The following is a 19,531-nucleotide window of genomic DNA, read 5'->3' on the forward strand; positions in this document are numbered from 1 at the left end:
CCTCTAACGCCGGCTGGACCGCACGCGCGTCATGCGCCGGTACAGGGTGCCTCGCGACACACCGAGCATGCGAGCCGCGGCGGACACATTGCCACGGCTCGCCTCGAGCGCTTTGTCGACCGTCGATGCGGTCACGTCGTCGAGGCTGCGGCCCGCGTCCTGGCTTGAATCGTCCCGACGCAAATCGAGACGCCCTTCCATCGACTCGCCACGACACGCGGTGCGAAGCTCTTCGAGAAAATCGGCAGGCAGATGCGCAAGACCGATCGTCGATTCGTGAGCGTCGAGCATCGCGCATGCGGCGCGCAGCACATTGCTGAGCTGCCGGATATTGCCCGGCCAGCGGTGCTGATGAAACACCTCAAGCACGGCGGCGTCGATCGTTACCGGACGATCGACAAACCGTTCCGCGCGCAGCAGCTTGTCGATCACGATCTCGAGATCGCTGCGCTCGCGTAACGGCGGCAGCGCGACAAACAGCCCGTTGATCCGGTAATAGAGATCTTCACGGAACGCACCCTGCGCCACGCGTTCGCGCAGATTGTGATGCGTAGCGCAGATCAGCGCGAAATCGACGGGACGTTCTTTGGCGCTGCCGAGCGGCGCCACCATCCTGGCCTGAAGCACGCGCAACAGACGCGTCTGCAGCGCATAGGGCATATCGCCGATTTCGTCGAGGAACAACGTCCCGCGATGCGCCTCCGCGATCTTCCCGATGCGACCGCCCTTCACCGCGCCCGTAAACGCACCTTCGACATAGCCGAAGAGTTCGGACTCGATCAGCGATTCAGGAATCGAACTGCAGTTCAGACTCACAAACGGCTGATCGGCCCGAGGCGAATCGCGATGCATCGCGGCAGCCAGCACGTCTTTGCCAGTGCCCGTCTCGCCGCCGATCAGAATGGGGATCGGCTTGCCGATGACTTTACGCACGCGGCCCAGCAGTTCCGACATCGCCGCATCGCCGGTGTCGAGATATTGAAGGCTCGACATCGCACGCATGGGCACCGGGTTCGATGAGCGGTACGACGTGGAGCCGGCATCGTCCCTGTTATCGCCCCTGCCATAGACGCTGCCATCGCCCCCGCCATCAACCTTGTCATCGCCTCGGAAACCGACGCTCGACGCGCGATCGCTCGCATAACGTTGCGCCGCGCCAAACGAGACCGAGGTCGCGCGGCGAAACTCGGCATTCGCATGCACGCGAACGCCGTTATGCAATTCAAGCTCGAGCTGTGCGGGCAGGACCGCGCTCGAACATGCAGCATCCACGAGTTGCCCGCTCGACACATTGAACAGCGACGACAGCGTATGCGCGCGAAGTGACGCGAGCGACAAACCCAGCTGAAACTGTGCGCTGCGGTTCGCCGACAGAAAGGTCCCATCGGCCCGAAAGGCCGCAATCCCTTCCATCAACGTGCCGATAAATTCGGGGCGGCTATGGAAATGGATCCGCAGTGCCTGCGTAAAAGCGCTGGAAAACAGATGGTTCTCGATCATCTGCACCGACATCTTTGCGAGTGCCATCGTGTGCTGGTGATGACTACGGCAGTCGCCCGTCACATCGAGCACGCCGAGCAAGGCGCCATAGGGATCGAGAATCGGTACGCTTGAACAGGCGAGAAAGTGGTTGGCACGTAAAAAGTGCTCGTTGCCGTAGACCGTCGTCGCTTGCGCATCGGCGAGCGCCGTGCCGATGGCATTCGTGCCCTGCTGCTTTTCAGTCCAGATCGCACCGGCGCGCAACGCGACTTTTTCAGCGCGGCGCAGAAAATCGTCATCGCCAAGCGAGTGGAGGATCAGGCCATCGGCATCGGTCAGCACGACCATGCTGTGCGTATTGGCGATCTGGCCATAGAGCGTTTCCATGACCGGCAGCGCATGCGTGCACAGCGCGCGGTTCTGATCGATACGCAGCGCGAGCTCGGCCGCGCCGAGCACGCCATAGTCGGGCGTCATCGATTCGGAGAGACCGAAATCGAGCGAGCGGTCGTGTGACTTTTGAATCACATCCGCGATGCGCGCGTCAGGGTGTGCGCCAGGGCGCACGCCGCCGTTGATCGACAACTGACTGGCCATTGTCTCCTCCGTACACGCTCGCTGCGCGCGCGATCCGCGCGTCGCAGTCGGGTGAGGTAGAGACGCAATGTACCACTCCGTGGGTCGGCTGTCGGCCTCTTTGTCGGCTCGTTCGTGGGCATGCTTGCCGGCGCGTTCGTCGCCATCCTAACTAACCCGCATGTTCGACGGGGTGCGCTTCGAGCCAGGCCGATTCGTCGTCATCGTAAAGGCGCGAGCGGGTCAGGAACCGCAAGCCAGTCGGTCGTTCGAGTGAAAACATCCCGCCCGTGCCGGGCACGGCGTCGATGATGAGTTGGGTGTGTTCCCAGTACTCGAACTGGGAATCGCTCATATAGAACGGCGCGCCGCCGATGTCTCCGAGCCTGACATCCGAGCCGCCGACCATGAATTCGCCGAGTGAAAAGCACATCGGCGCACTACCGTCGCAGCAGCCGCCCGACTGGTGAAACATCAGCGGTCCGTGTTCGGCGGAAAGCTTGTCGATTAACGCGAGCGCCTCAGGCGTCGCCACGACGCGTTTGACTTCCGGTTCGCCGCTCGTATTGCGATCCATGGTGTCCCCTCTTGGATCCTTGTCCGGACCCCGTTTCAAATAGGCCGTCGATGGTCAATATCCGACTTCCGACTCCAGCCCGTATGGCCTTCCCTGCGGATTCCCGGTCCCGGTCGTTCCAGGCTGACATCATCAGGCATGCAGTACTTGCCGGCAGGCAGCGCCGGCCGTAACGGCCGGCGCGCCCCCCTGATGCCTGCCTTAGAAGAACCCGAGCGGCTTCTCGCTGTAGCTCACGAGCAGATTCTTCGTCTGCTGGTAATGGTCGAGCATCATCTTGTGATTCTCACGGCCGATACCCGACTGCTTGTAGCCACCGAACGCAGCGTGCGCCGGATAGGCGTGATAGCAGTTGGTCCATACGCGTCCGGCCTGGATCGCGCGGCCGAAGCGATAGGCACGCGTGCCGTCGCGCGTCCAGACGCCCGCGCCGAGACCGTACAGCGTGTCGTTCGCGATCTCGAGCGCCTCGTCTTCGTCCTTGAACGTCGTGACCGACACGACCGGCCCGAAGATCTCTTCCTGGAAGATGCGCATCTTGTTGTGACCGCGGAACACCGTCGGCTTGATGTAGTAGCCCTTGCTCAGCTCACCGTCGAGCGTGTTGCGCTCGCCGCCTGTCAGGCACTCGGCGCCTTCCTTCTTGCCGAGATCGAGATACGACAGGATCTTCTCGAGCTGCTCCTGCGATGCCTGCGCGCCGATCATCGTCGTCTGGTCGAGCGGATGCCCCTGGCGGATCGCTTCAACGCGCTTGAGCGCGCGTTCCATGAAGCGGTCGTAGACACTTTCCTGGATCAGCGCGCGCGACGGGCACGTGCAGACTTCGCCCTGGTTCAGCGCGAACATCGTGAAGCCTTCGAGCGCCTTGTCGAAGAAGCTGTCGTCGCGGTCCATGACGTCCGCGAAGAAGATGTTCGGGCTCTTGCCGCCGAGTTCGAGCGTGACCGGGATGATGTTCTGGCTCGCGTACTGCATGATCAGCCGGCCCGTGGTCGTTTCGCCGGTGAACGCGATTTTGGCAATGCGCTTGCTCGATGCAAGCGGCTTGCCGGCCTCGAGGCCGAAGCCGTTGACCACGTTGACGACGCCCGGCGGCAGGATGTCTTCGATAAGCTCCATCAGCACCAGGATCGACGCCGGTGTTTGTTCGGCCGGTTTCAGCACGACGCAATTGCCCGCGGCAAGCGCCGGTGCGAGCTTCCACGTCGCCATCAGGATCGGGAAATTCCACGGAATGATCTGGCCGACCACGCCAAGCGGTTCATGGAAGTGATAGGCCACCGTGTCTTCGTCGATCTGCGAGATCGACCCTTCCTGGGCGCGCACGGCGCCGGCGAAATAGCGGAAATGATCGATGGCCAGCGGAATGTCGGCTGCCATGGTTTCACGCAGCGGCTTGCCGTTGTCGATCGTTTCGGCGACCGCAAGACGAACCAGGTTCGTTTCGATACGGTCTGCAATCTTGTTCAGCAGGTTCGAGCGTTCGGCAACCGACGTGCGGCCCCATGCGGCCTTGGCCTTGTGTGCGGCATCGAGCGCCAGTTCGATATCCGCTTCGCGGGAGCGCGGAATCGATGTGAACGGTTCGCCGGTCACCGGCGAAATATTGTCGAAGTACTCGTTGCCAACCGGGGCAACCCATTGGCCACCAATAAAGTTGCCGTACTGCTTCTTGAACGGGAAGTCGGTGGTCAGGAACTGCATCTCTGCATGGTTCATCTGCGTGCTCCTCGCATATCGTCTCGGTGGTCCGCGACACGGTGCGCATCGCGGCATCCATGACTCAAGCGAGGAGCGTTCCATCATGGGCCGACGTGGCGCGAGGCTGCGCTTTGCCTTGTGCCGCAAGGCTCCGGTCTATCCGGCGCAAGCCAGCGTCTCAGGCACGCCATCGCGCGGTGTTCCGTTTTGGAACACTCTGCGGACAGGTGTCGCGTGACAGTCGTGACAACGCGGTACACCTCACGCCACTCCCGATGACATCAGGACAACATGCGTTCAGTCCAACACGCTGCCGGCGATCGATAAGTCTTGCGCCTGGGCACTGCCGGCATGAATTCAATGCTCCGTTATATTCAGTGGTATATTTCGGTCACCACGTATCCGCCGGTCGCACGGTCTGGTGCGCTATCTGCAAAGAGGAGTCAGCAATGGTCGACAAGTCGCTCAAAGAGGCGCTTGCCTTATTGAAAATCGTCGACGCTGAAACGGACGCCGACGAGCGCGCTGCGCTGATGGAGATCGCCCAGAAAACGATCCGGCGCGTGAGCCTGCAATACGGGGGGTCAGGAGCCGATCACGGGAGCGAAGCCAACACGGATGCGTGGCGCAATGTGGCCCGCGATACCGACGGCCACGCCGACCGGCACATCGAGGTGAATGTCACGCCTGTGTCGCACTTCTGCCTTCGCCACGGGTAATCAAGCCGGATACGAACAGGTCGGGTATTCAGGCATTAGTGAGCCCTGCGCCGAAGGGTCCGAAACACGCGCTTCGATGCGTCATGCCTTGACGAGCTTCCTCAGCGCCGCGATCTGGTCGGCACACGCGACAAGCGCATCGGCTTCGATGCCGCGATAGAGGCGAATGATCTCTTCGCCAACGGGCGTCAGCACACTGCGACCGCCGGTATTGCCGCCATGTTCGGACATCGTGGCCGGCGACTTGAGCGACTGGTTGAGTTCGTCCATCAGCAGCCACGCACGGCGATACGACATATTCATACTGCGCGCCGCCGCGGAGATCGAGCCATGGTCGCGCACGGCCTCGAGCAGATCGATCTTGCCCGGGCCTACGGCGATGGCGTCGTCACGCATCACGCGAATCCGGAACTTGAGATCCGGTTGCGTGCGTCGCGCGCGAGACGTGCCTTTGTCCGGCGTCTTGGATTTAGTGTCAGTAGCCATAGGCGCAAGCATATCCGAACGCCCGCACCGCGACACCCGTACGCGCGCGCATCAATCCATCAATCCGTCAATCGTCCACCAGCACACCCGCAAGGCGCACGCGATTGCGTCCGGCGTGCTTCGCGTCGTAAAGCGTCGCATCGGCCCGGGCGAGCAGATCGTCGATATTGCCGTCGCCTTTTTCGAGCGTTGCAACAGCGAAACTAGCGGTCACGTGCACTGATGAACGCTTGGTCGTGATCGGTGTCGCGCCAATGATCTCGCAGAGATGATGCGCAAGGGCGGCCGCCTCGACGGGTCCGACACGCGGCATCAGCAGCGCAAATTCTTCTCCGCCCAGGCGCGCCACCGCATTGCCCTGCCCATGCAGATCAGTGATCCGTACCACGGCCTGCAGCACTTCGTCCCCGACGCCGTGGCCCCATGTGTCGTTAATGTCCTTGAAGTGATCGAGATCGAACAGGATAACGCTCAGGTCGGCCTGGCTTACGCGCGCTTCATGGATCTCGCGGTCCGCGCACTCGTAGAATCCGCCTCGATTGACGGCGCCGGTCAGCGCATCATGCGTGGCAAGCGTCTGCAGCGTACCGAGCGCGGCCACCAGCTTGTCTTGCGTCTCATGAAGCTCGGCAACCGCGATCGAGTTGGCCAGCGCGACTGCGCCATACGCACAGAGCGTGCGCAATACGAGTTGCTCACGTTGACCGTAAGCATTTTCGATCGGCGACTGCACGGAGAGCACGCCGAGCAGTCTGCCGTCGGCGATCAGTGGCAGATAAGCCATGCTCGCGGTCGGCGAGGTACCCGGGAACAGCGTCGCCCGACCCGGCGGCGATGCGCCGTTCTGATGGATTTCGGTGCGCTGACGTGCGCAGCGCGCGATCTTCGACAGCGGGTCGTCGAACGCGATGGTGGTCGGCGCGATCGGCACACCGCTGCTGATGCCGAAGCGCATTTCGAGGCGCGGCGGGTCTTCGCACATCTGGAAGATCGACAGGTGCGCGGCGTCCATGAGCCGGCCCAGGTGCCGGTTGAGCGCATCGAACACCGACTCCGGATCGAGCTTGGCCGTGATTTCCTTGCCGATCTCGCCGACCAGCTCCAGCGTGGCGAGCGCAGCCTGAAGCGTGCCGGCCATGGCTTCGAGGTGTTCGGCCCGGGCACTTGCGCGCTCGGTCTCGTAGCGTACCTGCAGCGCGGTCACACGATCGGTCGCTTCCTTGTTGAAGGTGCGCTTGCGGATCTCCGTCGCACATTGCTCGGCCTCATAGGCGCGGCGAAACTGACCCGCCTCGGCGTAGTCGGCCGCGAGTTCCGAGTACACCTCGGCCTCCATCGTAAAGCCCTCGATCGACTTCGAGATATCGAGCGACCGTTCGAGGCAGGCAATCGGCGAATCAAGCCCCGCGACACCCGAGGCCACGCGGCCCCGCCCGAAGCGAAGCACATCGGCGAACGTACGCAAGGCGACCGACTGAACCGCCGGGTCGCCGAGAATCTCGGCCATTTCGAGTCCGATGCGTGCATGGTGCGCCGCGTCCTCGATTCGCTCGAGGCGCGACAGCGCCCTCGCCTGACCAATCGCGGCACGGATGCGCATATCGGTGTCGCGAATCTGGTCGGCCTGCTGCTGGACATCGCAGAACGAATCGAGCGCAGCGGCGTAGTCGCCTGTCTCGAACGCCAGCTCGCCCCAGTAGGCAAGCGACAAGCTCAAGCGGCGCGACGGCGTAAATGGCCGCAGGACTTCAGTCGACTCTTTGAGAATGACGCGTGCCGCATCCCAGCGCTTGAGCTCGACGAACGACATGCCGTATTGCTGAAGCGCCTGGCCGAGCAGCACGGGCCAGCCATGTTCGCGTGCCAGCCCCAATGCGCGCTCGAGCCACTCGAGCGATGCGCTCGCGTCGCCGAGATTCGCGAAACTGATGCCGACCCCGATCAGGCTCGAGATCGCAATGCGCCGCTGTCCGCTGATCAGCGCGGTATCGTAAGCACGGTGCCAGTCGCGTGCGCTCGTCGCGTAGTCCGCTTTGGAAAACGCATAAGCGGCGCGCGTTTCGAGTGCGAGCGCACCGACGCCCGCGTCGCCCTCTTCGCAACGCTCGTCGAGCCACGACAGCCAGCGTGCGATCTGATTGCGGTAGATATCCACATGCGCGAGCCGCGCGATCGCAACATGCTCGCGCGCCTCGTCGCCTGCCTGCTCATAGAATGCGCGTGCCCGTTCGACCAGATCGGCGCGTTCGCCGGACTGGCTTCGATCGAAGGCTACTGCAGCGCGTACGAGGTGTGCATCACCGACGCCGGACAGGCATCCAAGCTGCTCAAACGCGGCCGCCGCACGGCCCGCGAGTGCGACAGCCTTGTCGAGTTCGCCGTCGAGCACGCTGATTTCAGCGAGCGTGTTGAGCGCGACCGCGCGCGCGAGTTCGCTCGTCGCGTGTTGCGAACCGCGATCGGTGAGCGCCAGGACTTTGTCGGCGAGGGTGCGCGCCCGGGCGGTATCGCGCTCCCGGATGACCCAGCCGAGATGCGCCGTCTCGCGGAGCACGTCAGGCGGTGCGACGGCGTGTTCAATCGCCGCGTATCGCACCGCAATCTCCGACTCCGCCGTGAAATACGGGGGAAGGCTTTTCATGTCGCCTTACACGACCCCGGGTGTGGTTTGCGCCAATATGTCGATCTTTTCAAGGCACCCCCGTCAAGAATCCAGTCCGCTAATTTACGCGAATCAATATTCCGTGACGCGCGCATATTCGATTCACGGAACGTGCTTCTTTCCATCGAGTGAGCCTGTCTCTTCTGGACATTGCCGATCGCCGCTGCTGCGTTAACGCTGCGCGCGGGAACCACGCTCCCATTCGTGGTTACGGCCAGGCTTGGAATCTGAGTACATTTCGGCAACGTGGCGCGAAACTTAAGACAGGGAAAATCCCCAGTGCTTTGAAATTATTGGCACGCTAGGGCTTTTTCGTTCCGGTTATTCAGCCGGCATCGGCCAACGCGGCGGCCGCCTCGAAGGCGTGAGACGAACTCACAAGCGCGGCGAGCCGGCTGCCGAGGCGATCGGCCTGGCGAATGCCCGGCAGGCGCCGGACGCGATGACGCGCATCGTCGGTTTCCAGAATGATCGTTCCGGTACCGAACATCCGTTGCCACCAGGGATAGACGACCGCGATGTGACGGATATCGGCGATCTCGAGATGCGACGCGCGCTTGCGGATCCATCCCTGACGCCAGGTAATCCGTCGCGAATCAATGACGATTTCCGTCGACGCAGTCTTCATGAACGGCAGGCCGACGCCGACGAGCACCGCCAACGACTGAACGAGCACGAGCTTCCACTGGAGCGGGAAATACGCCGCCGCGCATACGTGGATCAGGGCGACCACGAGCACCACCGCGGCGCCTTTGAGCAACGCGGGCAGATTGATGATCTGGGACGGCGCGCCGTTAAAAATGACCTCGTTGGTCATTGCTTTCACCTTCTTCTGCTCAATACCTTATCTACATCTTCTTCTACCCGAACCGCTGCGGCAGGAACCTCAGTCGCCAGCGCATCAGGTCAACATGGCGAAGAGTATAGCCCGGACGCCGCCGTTCTCCCGCGCGTGTTTGGGCTCACGTTGCACAACCTTTCATTACCCTTTCGATGAAAACCGACTCACCGGTCGCGGACCCCGTCAAAAGCAACCCGCGCCATGATTGTTTGGCATATCGCCAGTCCACACGAGCACACGCGCTCATCTGTTGCGGTGTCGAACGCGCGTAAGACACGAAACACACAGCTGGCTTACCATTGCAGCTCCCGCACGAACGGGCGCGTGCACTCGTTCGAGTGCGTTGTTCGTGCGGAACTTCCATGCTCCGTCGCCGTTCGCAGGCGAGCCGATGTGCCGCTGCACCGGCTTGTCGATACGCACCGCAAGACGCCCCAAGGATCGCGCCAATGATCAAGTTGTCGGACTACGCATTTTCGCTGCTCAGGGAGGGCGAGTTACGCCTCTATCGAGGCGTGGGTGGCGAGGCGGGTTCGATTCTGATCGTCGTTCCGGCGGACGAAGAACCGTCGACGCAATCGGTCGCGCGCTTGCAGAACGAATATGCGTTGCGCGCCGATCTCGACACGCGATGGGCCGCCCGCCCTGTCGGGCTTGCACGCCACGACGAGCGTATCGCGCTTGTGCTCGACGACCCCGCCGGCGCACCGCTTCGCGACTATTGTCATGCGCCACTCGGCCTGGCCGACTTTCTGCCCTGGGCGATCGCCCTTGCCGGCGCCACACATCAGGCGCATCTGCACGGCCTGATCCATCACGATATCTGCCCGGAAAACGTCCTCATCGACGTGCACACCCACGCGGTGCGCCTGACGGGTTTCGGGCTCGCCTCGCGCCACGGTGACCATCACGCACCCGGGGACGTCGCATCCCTGCGGCCCGATGCGGCGAGCCTTGCAGGCAACCTGGCGTACATGGCGCCCGAACGCACCGGGCGCCTCAATCAGACTGCCGACGCACGCTCGGATCTCTACGCGCTTGGCTGCACACTCTACGAGCTGCTCGTCGGCGCGCCGCCGCTCTCGGCGAACGACCCGCTTGCCTGGGTGCACTCACACGTTGCACGGCAGCCCACGCCCCTGTCGGAGCGGTGTCACGACTTGCCGGCTACCTTGGCGAACATCGTCATGAAGCTGCTCGCGAAGTCGCCTGACGACCGATACCAAAGCGCCGCGGGTTTGCTCGACGACCTCCGCCGTTGCGAAACGCAGTGGCGCGAAACGGGGCAGATCCAGCCGTTCGCGCTCGATATGCGCAGCGTCGCCCACCGCCTCAAGGTGTCCGAGCGCCTATACGGACGCGATGCGGAAACACGCACGCTGCTCGCTGCATTCGAACGCGTCGAACACTGTGCAGCCAGCGAATGGATCCGGATCGGCGGACCGTCGGGCTCCGGCAAGTCGGCGCTCGTGCGCGAGCTGCGCAATCGCCTGCCGGCGGGGCGTCACCGATTCGCCTCGGGCAAATGCGAACAGGTCAAGCGCGCCATTCCGTACGGGGCCTTCGCCCAGGCGCTGCAAGGTCTTGTGCGGCCGATCCTCGGCCTCGACGACGCTGCGTTCGAGCAATGGGGCGTACGCCTCTCGCGTGCGCTCGGCCCGAATGCGCGGCTCCTGACTGCGCTCGTGCCCGATCTGAACCTCGTGCTCGGGGCGACGCCTCCGGTCGCCGACCTCCCGCCGCAAGAAGAGAAAGCGCGCTTTCTGCGAGTGGCCGCGCGGCTGATCAGTGCGTTCGCGACACCCGACGAGCCGCTCGTCCTGTTTATCGACGACCTTCAGTGGATGGACGCCGGCACGCAGTCGGTGCTCGAATATCTTGCCTCGAGCGCGTCCACGCCCCACCTGCTGCTGATCGGTGCGTACCGCGACAACGAGATCCCTCCGAACCATCCGCTGTTCGACGACACGCGCGCCGAGCTGTCCGCTTCGATCCACGATATCCGGCTCGGCCCGCTGGCCGCCACGGATATCGCACGGCTCGTGTCTGATGCACTCGATTGCTCGTATGAGCACGCCCTTCCGCTCGCCGGGCTCGTGCAGGACACCACGCGTGGCGATCCGTTCTTTTCGATCCAGCTGATCGCCTCGCTGGCCGAGGAAGGCCTGATTGGCGCCGGCAGCGACGCGCAGGCCTGGTCGCGCGATCTTGACCGGATCCGTGCGCGCGGCTACTCCGACAATGTCGTCGACCTGATGCTGCGCAAGCTTGAACTGTTACCGTCGTCGACACGCAGCACGCTGGACGTGCTCGCATGCCTCGGCAGCGGCGCGTCCATGCGCGTGCTCGCACAAGCAAGCGGCCTGGCACCCGAGGCACTGCAGGCGACGCTGGACGACGCCTGTGCAGCCAACCTTGTTTATCGGCTCGATAACGCGTACCTGTTCTGGCACGATCGAATCCAGGAGGCCGCCTACGCGTCGATCCCGGTCGAACACCGCGCCAGTGCCCACCTCGAAATCGGACGTCGCCTCGCGCGTCTCGCGAATCAGCCCGGTGCCGGCAACACCTTGTTCGAGACGGTCGGACAGATCAACCGCGGCGCATTGCGCGGCCTCTCGCCGACCGAGCGACACGCGTTTGCAGCGTTGAATCTCGAAGCGGGACGTCAGGCCAAGGCGGCCACGGCCTATCTGTCCGCCCTGACCTATCTGGAGGCGGGAGCGCGATTGCTCGACGGTGCCGACTCCGACGACACCGCGCATGCGATCGAATTGCACCGCGCGGAATGCGAGTTCCTGACAGGATCCCCCGCCGTCGCCGAACGCCGTGTGGATGCGCTCTCGCGCCGCATGCTCGCGCTGCCGTTGCGCGCGCAGCTGACACGGCTGCGCATTGCGCTTTACACCACGCGCGACCGCATCGATATGGCGCTCGAGGCAGGCCACGCGTACTTTCGCGAAGTCGGTATCGACATCCCTTCCGCCCCGACGTCGGCCGAGGTCGATCGCGAATTCGAGCGAATGATCGAGCTCATGGGCGGACGGCCGATCGAAGCGCTGGCCGAGCTGCCGCTGATGCGGCATCCGGTCTGGCGCGCAACGCTCGACGTGTTCGCCGATCTCATCCCCCCGGCGCTGTTCACCAACGAGCATCTGCACGCGTTGATCCGGCTGCGCATGACCAACCTGAGCCTCGAGCACGGCCATTGCGATGCGTCGTGCTACGCCTACGCGTGCCTCACGCACATCTTTGGCTCGCGCCTGGGCGACTACGAATCCGGACTCAAATTCGCCGAACTCGCCCGCTACCTGATGAACGAGCGCGGCCTCACGCGGTTTCGTGCTCGCGTCGAACTGTCATACGGCGCGCTCGTGCTGCCATGGAAGCGGCCCGCCAAAAGCGGTCAGGCCTTTATGCGCTACGCGCTACAAAATGCGATCGAAGGCGGCGACCGGGTTTTCGAATTGCTGTGCCGGCGCAACCTCGTCAGCAATCTGATCTTCGCCGGTACGTCGATCGAGGAAATGCAGCGCGAAGCGGAAACAGGGCTCGGGTTTGCGCAGGACGCACGCTTTGGCGTGGTCATCGACGCGCATCTCGCGCAAATCGTATTGTGCCGGCGGCTGCGCGGGCAGTCGCTCGACACCGCCGCCCTGCTTGCGGCTGGATACGACACGCAGAGCGTGCAGCGCTTCGAGCGGGGCGAGCCGTCCTCGCATGCACTCGCGGCGTTTGCCCACTACACCTACACGCTGGGCGCCGCCATCGTGTTTGACGATATCCAGGGCGCGCTCGCTGCGATCGAAGCGGCGATCCCGTTGCAATGGTCGTCGCGGTCGTTCCTCGAATACGCGGAATTTCATTTCTACGCGGCGCTTGCGCGCGCGGCTGCGACGCAGTACTCCGAGTTCGGCCCGGTGGAGTCGCACCTGAGCGCGCTCGACGAACACTACACGCGCATGCTGACGTGGGCACAGCATTGCCCCGAGAACTTCGCCGGCCGTCTTGCGTTGATCGAGGCCGAGATCGCGCGGATCGACGACCGAATCGTCGACGCTGAACATCACTACGAACGCGCCGTACGGCACGCGCAGGAGCAAGGCCTGACGCAAATTGAAGCGCTGTGTGCCGAATTCGCCGCGCGCTTCTATGCACAACGCGGGCTCGCAACGATTTCCCGCGCCTATCTGCGCAACGCGCGCTACGCGTATCTGGTCTGGGGCGCTCATGCCAAAGTCCGTGCGCTCGAAGCGCTCGAACCGGGCCTCCGCGATGCCGCAAAGGAACCGGCACAGGACGATGCGCCAGCCTCGTCCAACGTGCCCGCCGCGCCGCGCGAGCTCGATATGGCCGTCGTCATTCGCGCCTCGCATGCGCTTTCCGGAGAGATCCTGCTGTCGCGCGTGATCGAAATGCTCATGACCATCGCGCTCGAACACGCAGGCGCCGAGCGTGGCGTGCTGCTACGCCGTCATGGCGATCGTATCGAAGTCGAAGCACATGCGAGCACCAGCGCCGACGGGGTGTCGGTCGTCGTGTGCCGGCAGGATGTCGAACCCCGCCGGCTTCCGGTCGCCCTGCTCCAGACCGTGCTGCGCACGCGTGAGCGTGTGATCATCGACGATGCCCAGCGCATGCATGGCTTCCCGGGTGATCTCTACTTCCGGGAGCCCGTCGCTCGATCGGTGATGTGCATGCCGCTGATCAAGCAAGGCGAACTGACCGGGCTGCTCTACCTCGAGAATTCGCTAGCCGCCGGGACGTTTACGCCCGCGCGTGTGGCCTTGCTGGAGATGCTGGCATCGCAGGCGGCGATCTCGATCGAAAATGCGCGACTCTATACAGCACTCAGCGAGGAAAACAGCGAGCGCAAAAACGCCGAAGAAGCGCTCGCACTCGCGCAGGGTGAACTCGCCCACGTCACACGCGTGGTGACGCTGGGCGGCCTTGCTGCGTCCATTGCGCACGAAGTCAATCAGCCGCTTACGTCGATCGTCACGCACGGTCAGGCCGGTCTGCGCTGGCTCGAACGCGACGTGCCCGATACGGCCGAGGTCGCGAACTCGCTGCGCCGCATGGTCAGTGAAGCGCGACGCGCGGCCGACGTCATCGCGGGTATCCGCGCTTTGTCAAAGAAGACGCCGTCGCAAAAGACACGGTTCAGCCTGAACGAGCTGATCGAAGAGACGCTTGCGCTCGTGCGGCGTGAGATCTCGTCGAACCATATTTTCGTGCTGCGCCAGTTCGACGGCGATCTGCCATTCGTGATCGCCGATCGCGTTCAGCTTCAGCAAGTCCTGATCAATCTGCTGGTCAACGCGGTCCAGGCACTCTCAGCGGTCGACGACCGTGCGCGGGAGCTGCGTATCGTGACGTATGTGCCGGAAGATGAACACGTTCAGGTCGGCGTCGAAGACAACGGGCCGGGTATCGCGCCCGAGCACCAGGCGATGTTGTTCAATGCGTTCTTCACGACCAAGTCGAACGGCATGGGGATGGGGCTTTCGATTTGCCGTTCGATCATCGAATCGCACGGTGGCCGGCTCTGGGCAGAAACGTCGGCGTCGGGCGGCGCGAATATGCAATTCACGCTGCCCGTCGATACGCGCCACGACGATACCCCCTTCAGGACCTGATCGCGGCAAGGCGCACGGCGATCTGGTCGAGCGCGATCCGCACTGATTTGCGGACTTCAGGATCCGCGTCGGTCGCGGCCTGCTCAAGCGCGGGCAGTGCATCCGGGTCCGCAATCTCACCGAGTGCAAGCGCCGCCTCCTTTCGAAGATTGCTGATCGAGTGACCGAGTGCGATGGTCAGTGCCGCAATGGCCGATGGGTCTCGCAAACGCCCCAGTGCACGTGCGGCTTGAATGCGCACCTGCCAGTACGGATCTTCGAGCGACGCGATAAGCGCCTGCGTCACAGCAGCCGTTATTGGGGCGTTTGGGGTTGTGCCAGGCGTTGCGCTCGCCGGGGCATCTTTCGTTGCGCTCGCCGCCGCGATCCTGCCGAGCGTCGCGGCCGTGCTTTCGCGCACCAGCCAATCTTCGTCGGCGAGTGCAGCGAGGAGCGCGCGTGTGGCAAGCACGTCGGCAATGGAGGCCATCCCAAGTGCCGCGCTTGCGGCTCGTCGCACCGCTGCCTCGCGATCGACCTGCAAAGCATGCGCAAGCGCAGCGATCGCGCGTCCATCCCGCAACCACCCGAGCAGTGCAACGGCCTCGACGCGCACGTTCGCATCGTCATCGTCGAACGCGGCGAGTGCAGCATCGAACACGGCGGGGTATCGCAGCTCGCGCAGCGCCCGGAAAATGACGGCGCGTACAAAGGGCTCGGGGCGATCGAGCCACGTGACGAGCGCGGGGCCGAGTCGAGCGTCCTTGCATTGCGCGAGCGCATCGGCCGCCGCGTGACGAACGGCTTCATCCCGATCAGTCAGCGCTTGTGCCAGAGCATGAACGGCCGGCTCGACCTCCCACGAACCGAGCACGCGCGCCGCTTCCGCACGCACCACCGCATCCGGATCGCGACCGAGCACCGCGCAAATCACCGGGATCGCCGAAGGATCTTCAAGGTCAGCGATCGCCAGCACGGCCACCCGTCGCGTGGCGGCATCGGCCGATTCGAGGCGCGGCAACAACTCGACGACATCCGGGTCAAGGCCGTCCGACTCCACCTGCGCGAACAACGATGCGTTCATGGATGCCCTTCAGCGCAAGAGATAAGGGATGGCAACCTTGACGGCTCCGGTCGGGCAGTCACGCTCGCACGGCATGCAGTACCAGCACTCGTCGAACTTCATATAGGCTTTACCCGTCGTTGCGTCGATTGCCAGCAGATCAAGCGGGCACACGTCGATGCACACGGTGCATCCCTTGTCGGCGATACATTTCGACTCGTCGATCGTGACAGGTGCGGCACTGCGTTGATGAATATCTCGTTGAACGTAGGTCATGGTCGGCAAAGCAAGGGGGTAGATAGGGTTCAGCCCGAAAAAAGCACGCGCGCTATACGGCCTCTGCGACCTGTCGCTGAATACGCAGATGTTCATAGGCACCGCGCTCATGCCGGTCGATCGGCACGACGTACGGTTCGACGTCGCGCTTGCGGCTGCTCATCCGGCCGCCGTCGTCCTTGAACAGATCGGTATGGCAGAACCAGTTCGTGTCGTCGCGCAGCGGATAGTCGACGCGATGGTGGTAAAGCCCCCAGCGGCTCTCCTCACGAAACAGTGACGCACGCGCCGCCATTTCGGCGCAGTCCCGGATCGCCCGGACCTCGGCTGCACGCATCAGTTCATGGGGATTCTCGGCCCGCATTTCGTCAAGATCCGCCTCGATCTCTTCAAAGCGCCGCAAGCCGATTTCCATTTTGCGTGTCACCTTGGGCGGCTGCAGATAGTCGTTCACCATGCGCCGCAACTTGTACTCGACCTGCGCCGGCGCGAGCCCCTCCGTACGCGTGAGCGGCGCAAATATCCTCGCGCGCTCGGCCTCCACTTGCGTGTTGTCGACAGCTTCGAGATCACGGCCAGCGACATAGTCGGCCGCGTTGTGGCCTGCAAACCACCCATAGGTAAACGCGCCGAGCATGTAGTTGTGCGGCACCGCGGCCATGTCGCCTGCTGCATAAAGTCCGGACACCGTCGTCTCGGCGCGTGCATTGACCCGCACGCCCGACGCGCTGTGTCCGCTACAGAAGCCGATCTCCGAGATATGCATCTCGACCATCTGAGACCGATAGTCCGTGCCTCGGCCCTCGTGGAATCGCCCGCGGCTCGGCCGCTCATTGGTATGCAGGATCTGCTCGATCGTCGCAATGGTCTCTTCGGCGAGATGGTCGAGCTTGAGAAAAACGGGCCCGTTGCCGCTCTGGAGTTCCTGATAGAACTCCCACATCATCTGGCCGCTCCAGTAATCGCATTCGATAAAGCGCTCGCCCTTGCCGTTCGCCGTAAAGCCGCCAAGCGGCCCCGTCACGTACGCGCACGCCGGACCGTTATAGTCCTTGATCAGCGGATTGATCTGGAAGCACTCGAGGTTCGAAAGCGCAGCCCCCGCGTGATAGGCCATTGCATAGCCATCGCCCGCGTTGGTCGGGTTTTCATAAGTGCCCATCAGATAACCTGAAGCGGGCAAGCCCAGACGCCCCGCCGCTCCGCAACTCAGGATCACGGCCTTGGCGCGCACGACGTAGAACTCGGCCGTGCGGCAATCAAATCCGAGCACGCCGCACGCGGCCCCGTTCGCATCGAGAAGGATGCGCGTCGCCACGACGCGGTTCGTCGTTTCGATACGCGAACGCTTGATCTGCCGGTACAGCACCTTCTTGATGTCGTGCCCCTCGGGCATCGGCAGCACATAGGCGCCCATGTGATGGACCTTCTTGACGGCGTATTCGCCGATGCCGTCCTTTTCGAAGCGCACGCCCCATTTGTCGAGCTGCTCGATGGTCTCGAAACTGTGCTTCGCATACGCATACACGGTCGACTGATCGACGATGCCGTCGTTGGCGATCGTGATCTCCTTCGTGTATTGCTCGGGCGTCGCGTGGCCGGGGATCACCGCGTTATTCAGGCCATCCATGCCCATCGAAATCGCGCCGCTGCGTTTGACGTGCGCTTTTTCGAGCAACAGGATCCGCAGCGACGGGTCGCGTTCCTTGGCTTTGACGGCAGCCATCGGGCCGGCCGTGCCGCCGCCGACGACGACGATGTCATATTCGAGTACGTGGGTCTGCATGGAGGGCGGGTCAACTTGTTATGACAAGATGAATCGAGTCTAGGCAAGCGTCCGGCGATTCCCAACCAAGCATTTCTCCTATCGATTCCCGCCCGCGTGCGATATGAAAAGTCCGCAGATGCGATCAGGTCTGCGTATGTAAGCCCGTATATGAACCCGTATGTCTGAGCCCGCTCGCCCGAGCCTGCACACTCGAGGTCGCACGCCGGAGGCTGACGCAGACTGGCACAAAAGAAAACTGTGCTCCCGGCACCTCAGGCCGACTGTATCTGCGTGGTGTGCATTCGGTCGCTTACTCTTGTACTGTCAGCCACCCTATCCAAAGGACACCCATGCATCGATTTGTTGTCATCGGAGGCGGCGCCGGAGGACTCGAACTCGCGACCCGGCTCGGCGATGCGTTCGGCGCCCGGCGGCGGAACCCTCAAGCCACGGTCACGCTGATCGATCGCAACCCGACGCATATCTGGAAGCCGCTGCTTCACGAAGTGGCCGCGGGCAGCATGGATCCTTATACCCATCAGCTCGAATACGCCGCGCAGGCGTACTGGCATGGCTTTGAGTTCCAGCAAGGCGAACTGACCGGCATCGATCGCGCCGCGCATACGGTGACCATCGCTGCGGTCGACGATGACACGGGGCGCGAGATGCTGCCGTCGCGCTCGATTCGCTACGACACGCTGATCATTGCGATCGGCAGCACCACGCACTTCTTCAACGTGCCCGGCGCCGACGCGCATGCGTTTGCGCTCGACACGGTCGCCGAAGCGGAGCGCTTTCGCCGCCGTCTGATCGCCGCTTGTACGCGCGCCGAAAGCAACGACGACGCATTGAGAGCGCAAGGTGCATTGCCCACACACAAGCGTCATCGCGTGCAGATTGCCATCGTGGGCGGCGGCGCGACGGGCGTCGAGTTGTCGGCGGAGTTGCGCAATACGGCGCAGGTGCTGTCGGCCTATGGACTCCACGGGCTCGACCCGCGCGACGACATCGGTATTGTGTTGATCGAATCGGGCCCGAGGCTGTTGCCCGCGCTTCCCGAGCGCGTGTCGACGGAAACCGCTCGCCTGCTCGAGGCACGCGCGATCGACGTGCGCCTCGGCGAACGCGTGACCGAGGTTGCGGAACATGCGGTGCGCACGGCCAGTGGACGCGATATTCCTGTCGACCTGACCGTCTGGGCCGCCGGTATCAAGGCGCCACGCGTGCTTTCGACACTGGACGGACTGACGGTCAACGGACTCGGGCAGCTCAACGTGCGGCCTACGCTCCAAACCGAGCTCGACGACGATATCTTCGCGCTTGGGGATTGCGCGGCATGCGTATGGCCCACCACCGGCCGCAACGTCCCGCCTCGCGCGCAGGCGGCGCATCAGCAGGCGGAGTTCCTGTTCCGTGCGATGCGCGACCGCCTCTCAGGGCGGCCGCTCCGCGCATTTGAATATCGCGACCTGGGGTCACTGGTTTCGTTGGGACACGTGACGGCGGTCGGTAACCTGATGGGTGGCCTGATCGGCGGCACGATGTTTATCGATGGCCTGTTCGCACGCATCATGTATATGTCGCTGTACCGGATGCATATCGCCGCGCTGCACGGCATACCGCGCATGCTGCTCGACACGCTCGCGCACTGGCTGCGCCGCCGGACCGTGCCGCGCGTCAAGCTGCACTAGGCGCACTCGCCTTCGGTCGTCTCCGGGTGCCTTCACGCCGGCTCAGGCGATATCGGGCACGCATGGTG

General features: G+C 63.4%; 12 protein-coding genes. 3 read left to right on the forward strand and 9 right to left on the reverse strand.

The window, feature by feature from the left end; all coding sequences use genetic code 11:
* Window positions 1-3: 3 nt before the first annotated feature.
* From ACMFWR_RS21380 to adh, 3 genes are all read right to left on the reverse strand, one after another.
* A complete protein-coding gene (locus tag ACMFWR_RS21380) occupies window positions 4-2,079 on the reverse strand; it encodes a sigma-54-dependent Fis family transcriptional regulator (protein WP_413196690.1) in 2,076 nt (691 codons plus the stop codon).
* Window positions 2,080-2,230: 151 nt separating this feature from the next.
* Window positions 2,231-2,635 carry a DUF779 domain-containing protein gene (locus tag ACMFWR_RS21385; RefSeq protein WP_413196691.1) on the reverse strand — a complete coding sequence of 135 codons (405 nt, stop codon included), beginning with the start codon at window positions 2,633-2,635 and terminating at the stop codon, window positions 2,231-2,233.
* A gap of 201 nt (window positions 2,636-2,836) precedes the next feature.
* Window positions 2,837-4,357 (reverse strand): aldehyde dehydrogenase, encoded by a 1,521-nt coding sequence (gene adh / locus ACMFWR_RS21390; protein ID WP_413196692.1) that lies wholly within the window; start codon window positions 4,355-4,357, stop codon window positions 2,837-2,839.
* Between the two features lie 431 nt (window positions 4,358-4,788).
* Here adh and ACMFWR_RS21395 point away from each other — a divergent pair, with 431 nt between their 5' ends.
* Complete coding sequence (locus ACMFWR_RS21395) at window positions 4,789-5,058, forward strand: hypothetical protein (RefSeq protein WP_413196693.1); 270 nt, start codon at window positions 4,789-4,791, stop codon at window positions 5,056-5,058.
* An 81-nt stretch (window positions 5,059-5,139) separates the two neighbouring features.
* On the opposite strand, the gene ACMFWR_RS21400 is transcribed toward ACMFWR_RS21395, so the two are convergent.
* The 3 genes from ACMFWR_RS21400 to ACMFWR_RS21410 form a co-directional block, all read right to left on the reverse strand.
* Window positions 5,140-5,454, reverse strand: coding sequence for a winged helix-turn-helix domain-containing protein (locus tag ACMFWR_RS21400; RefSeq protein ID WP_413197315.1), 315 nt, complete (start codon window positions 5,452-5,454; stop codon window positions 5,140-5,142).
* A gap of 157 nt (window positions 5,455-5,611) precedes the next feature.
* Window positions 5,612-8,185: a diguanylate cyclase gene (locus tag ACMFWR_RS21405; protein WP_413196694.1), complete on the reverse strand. Its 2,574-nt coding sequence runs from the start codon at window positions 8,183-8,185 to the stop codon at window positions 5,612-5,614.
* 346 nt (window positions 8,186-8,531) lie between these two features.
* Window positions 8,532-9,023 carry a PH domain-containing protein gene (locus tag ACMFWR_RS21410; RefSeq protein ID WP_413196695.1) on the reverse strand — a complete coding sequence of 164 codons (492 nt, stop codon included), beginning with the start codon at window positions 9,021-9,023 and terminating at the stop codon, window positions 8,532-8,534.
* A gap of 473 nt (window positions 9,024-9,496) precedes the next feature.
* On the opposite strand from ACMFWR_RS21410, the gene ACMFWR_RS21415 reads away from it, so the two are divergent.
* Entirely contained in the window at window positions 9,497-14,686 is a 5,190-nt protein-coding gene (locus ACMFWR_RS21415; RefSeq protein WP_413196696.1) for an AAA family ATPase, read from the forward strand.
* On the opposite strand, the gene ACMFWR_RS21420 is transcribed toward ACMFWR_RS21415, so the two are convergent.
* The 3 genes from ACMFWR_RS21420 to ACMFWR_RS21430 are packed head-to-tail and all read right to left on the reverse strand — an operon-like array spanning window position 14,676 to window position 17,790.
* On the reverse strand, window positions 14,676-15,749 hold the full coding sequence (locus ACMFWR_RS21420; RefSeq protein ID WP_413196697.1) for a HEAT repeat domain-containing protein: 1,074 nt from the start codon (window positions 15,747-15,749) through the stop codon (window positions 14,676-14,678). The two genes, ACMFWR_RS21415 and ACMFWR_RS21420, sit on opposite strands and share 11 nt — an antisense overlap.
* A gap of 9 nt (window positions 15,750-15,758) precedes the next feature.
* Window positions 15,759-16,004 (reverse strand): ferredoxin family protein, encoded by a 246-nt coding sequence (locus tag ACMFWR_RS21425; protein WP_413196698.1) that lies wholly within the window; start codon window positions 16,002-16,004, stop codon window positions 15,759-15,761.
* Between the two features lie 52 nt (window positions 16,005-16,056).
* A complete protein-coding gene (locus ACMFWR_RS21430) occupies window positions 16,057-17,790 on the reverse strand; it encodes a fumarate reductase/succinate dehydrogenase flavoprotein subunit (RefSeq protein WP_413196699.1) in 1,734 nt (577 codons plus the stop codon).
* A gap of 332 nt (window positions 17,791-18,122) precedes the next feature.
* Between ACMFWR_RS21430 and ACMFWR_RS21435 the strand changes: the two genes are divergently transcribed.
* The gene (locus tag ACMFWR_RS21435; protein WP_413196700.1) at window positions 18,123-19,463 is read left to right on the forward strand and encodes an NAD(P)/FAD-dependent oxidoreductase; all 1,341 of its coding nucleotides are present in this window, start codon (window positions 18,123-18,125) and stop codon (window positions 19,461-19,463) included.
* The last annotated feature ends 68 nt before the right edge of the window (window positions 19,464-19,531 follow it).

The organism is Pararobbsia alpina, assembly GCF_965118125.1.
In the GTDB taxonomy this organism is placed as follows: domain Bacteria; phylum Pseudomonadota; class Gammaproteobacteria; order Burkholderiales; family Burkholderiaceae; genus Pararobbsia; species Pararobbsia alpina_A.

Bases quoted from the DNA above. Each gene is read 5' to 3' on its own strand.
- ACMFWR_RS21400 (WP_413197315.1), bottom strand. From the start codon at position 5,454: ATGCGTGACGACGCCATCGCCGTAGGCCCGGGCAAGATCGATCTGCTC.
- ACMFWR_RS21405 (WP_413196694.1), bottom strand. From the start codon at position 8,185: ATGAAAAGCCTTCCCCCGTATTTCACGGCGGAGTCGGAGATTGCGGTG.
- ACMFWR_RS21435 (WP_413196700.1), top strand. From the start codon at position 18,123: ATGCATCGATTTGTTGTCATCGGAGGCGGCGCCGGAGGACTCGAACTC.
- ACMFWR_RS21420 (WP_413196697.1), bottom strand. From the start codon at position 15,749: ATGAACGCATCGTTGTTCGCGCAGGTGGAGTCGGACGGCCTTGACCCG.
- adh (WP_413196692.1), bottom strand. From the start codon at position 4,357: ATGAACCATGCAGAGATGCAGTTCCTGACCACCGACTTCCCGTTCAAG.
- ACMFWR_RS21415 (WP_413196696.1), top strand. From the start codon at position 9,497: ATGATCAAGTTGTCGGACTACGCATTTTCGCTGCTCAGGGAGGGCGAG.
- ACMFWR_RS21410 (WP_413196695.1), bottom strand. From the start codon at position 9,023: ATGACCAACGAGGTCATTTTTAACGGCGCGCCGTCCCAGATCATCAAT.
- ACMFWR_RS21425 (WP_413196698.1), bottom strand. From the start codon at position 16,004: ATGACCTACGTTCAACGAGATATTCATCAACGCAGTGCCGCACCTGTC.
- ACMFWR_RS21380 (WP_413196690.1), bottom strand. From the start codon at position 2,079: ATGGCCAGTCAGTTGTCGATCAACGGCGGCGTGCGCCCTGGCGCACAC.
- ACMFWR_RS21395 (WP_413196693.1), top strand. From the start codon at position 4,789: ATGGTCGACAAGTCGCTCAAAGAGGCGCTTGCCTTATTGAAAATCGTC.
- ACMFWR_RS21385 (WP_413196691.1), bottom strand. From the start codon at position 2,635: ATGGATCGCAATACGAGCGGCGAACCGGAAGTCAAACGCGTCGTGGCG.
- ACMFWR_RS21430 (WP_413196699.1), bottom strand. From the start codon at position 17,790: ATGCAGACCCACGTACTCGAATATGACATCGTCGTCGTCGGCGGCGGC.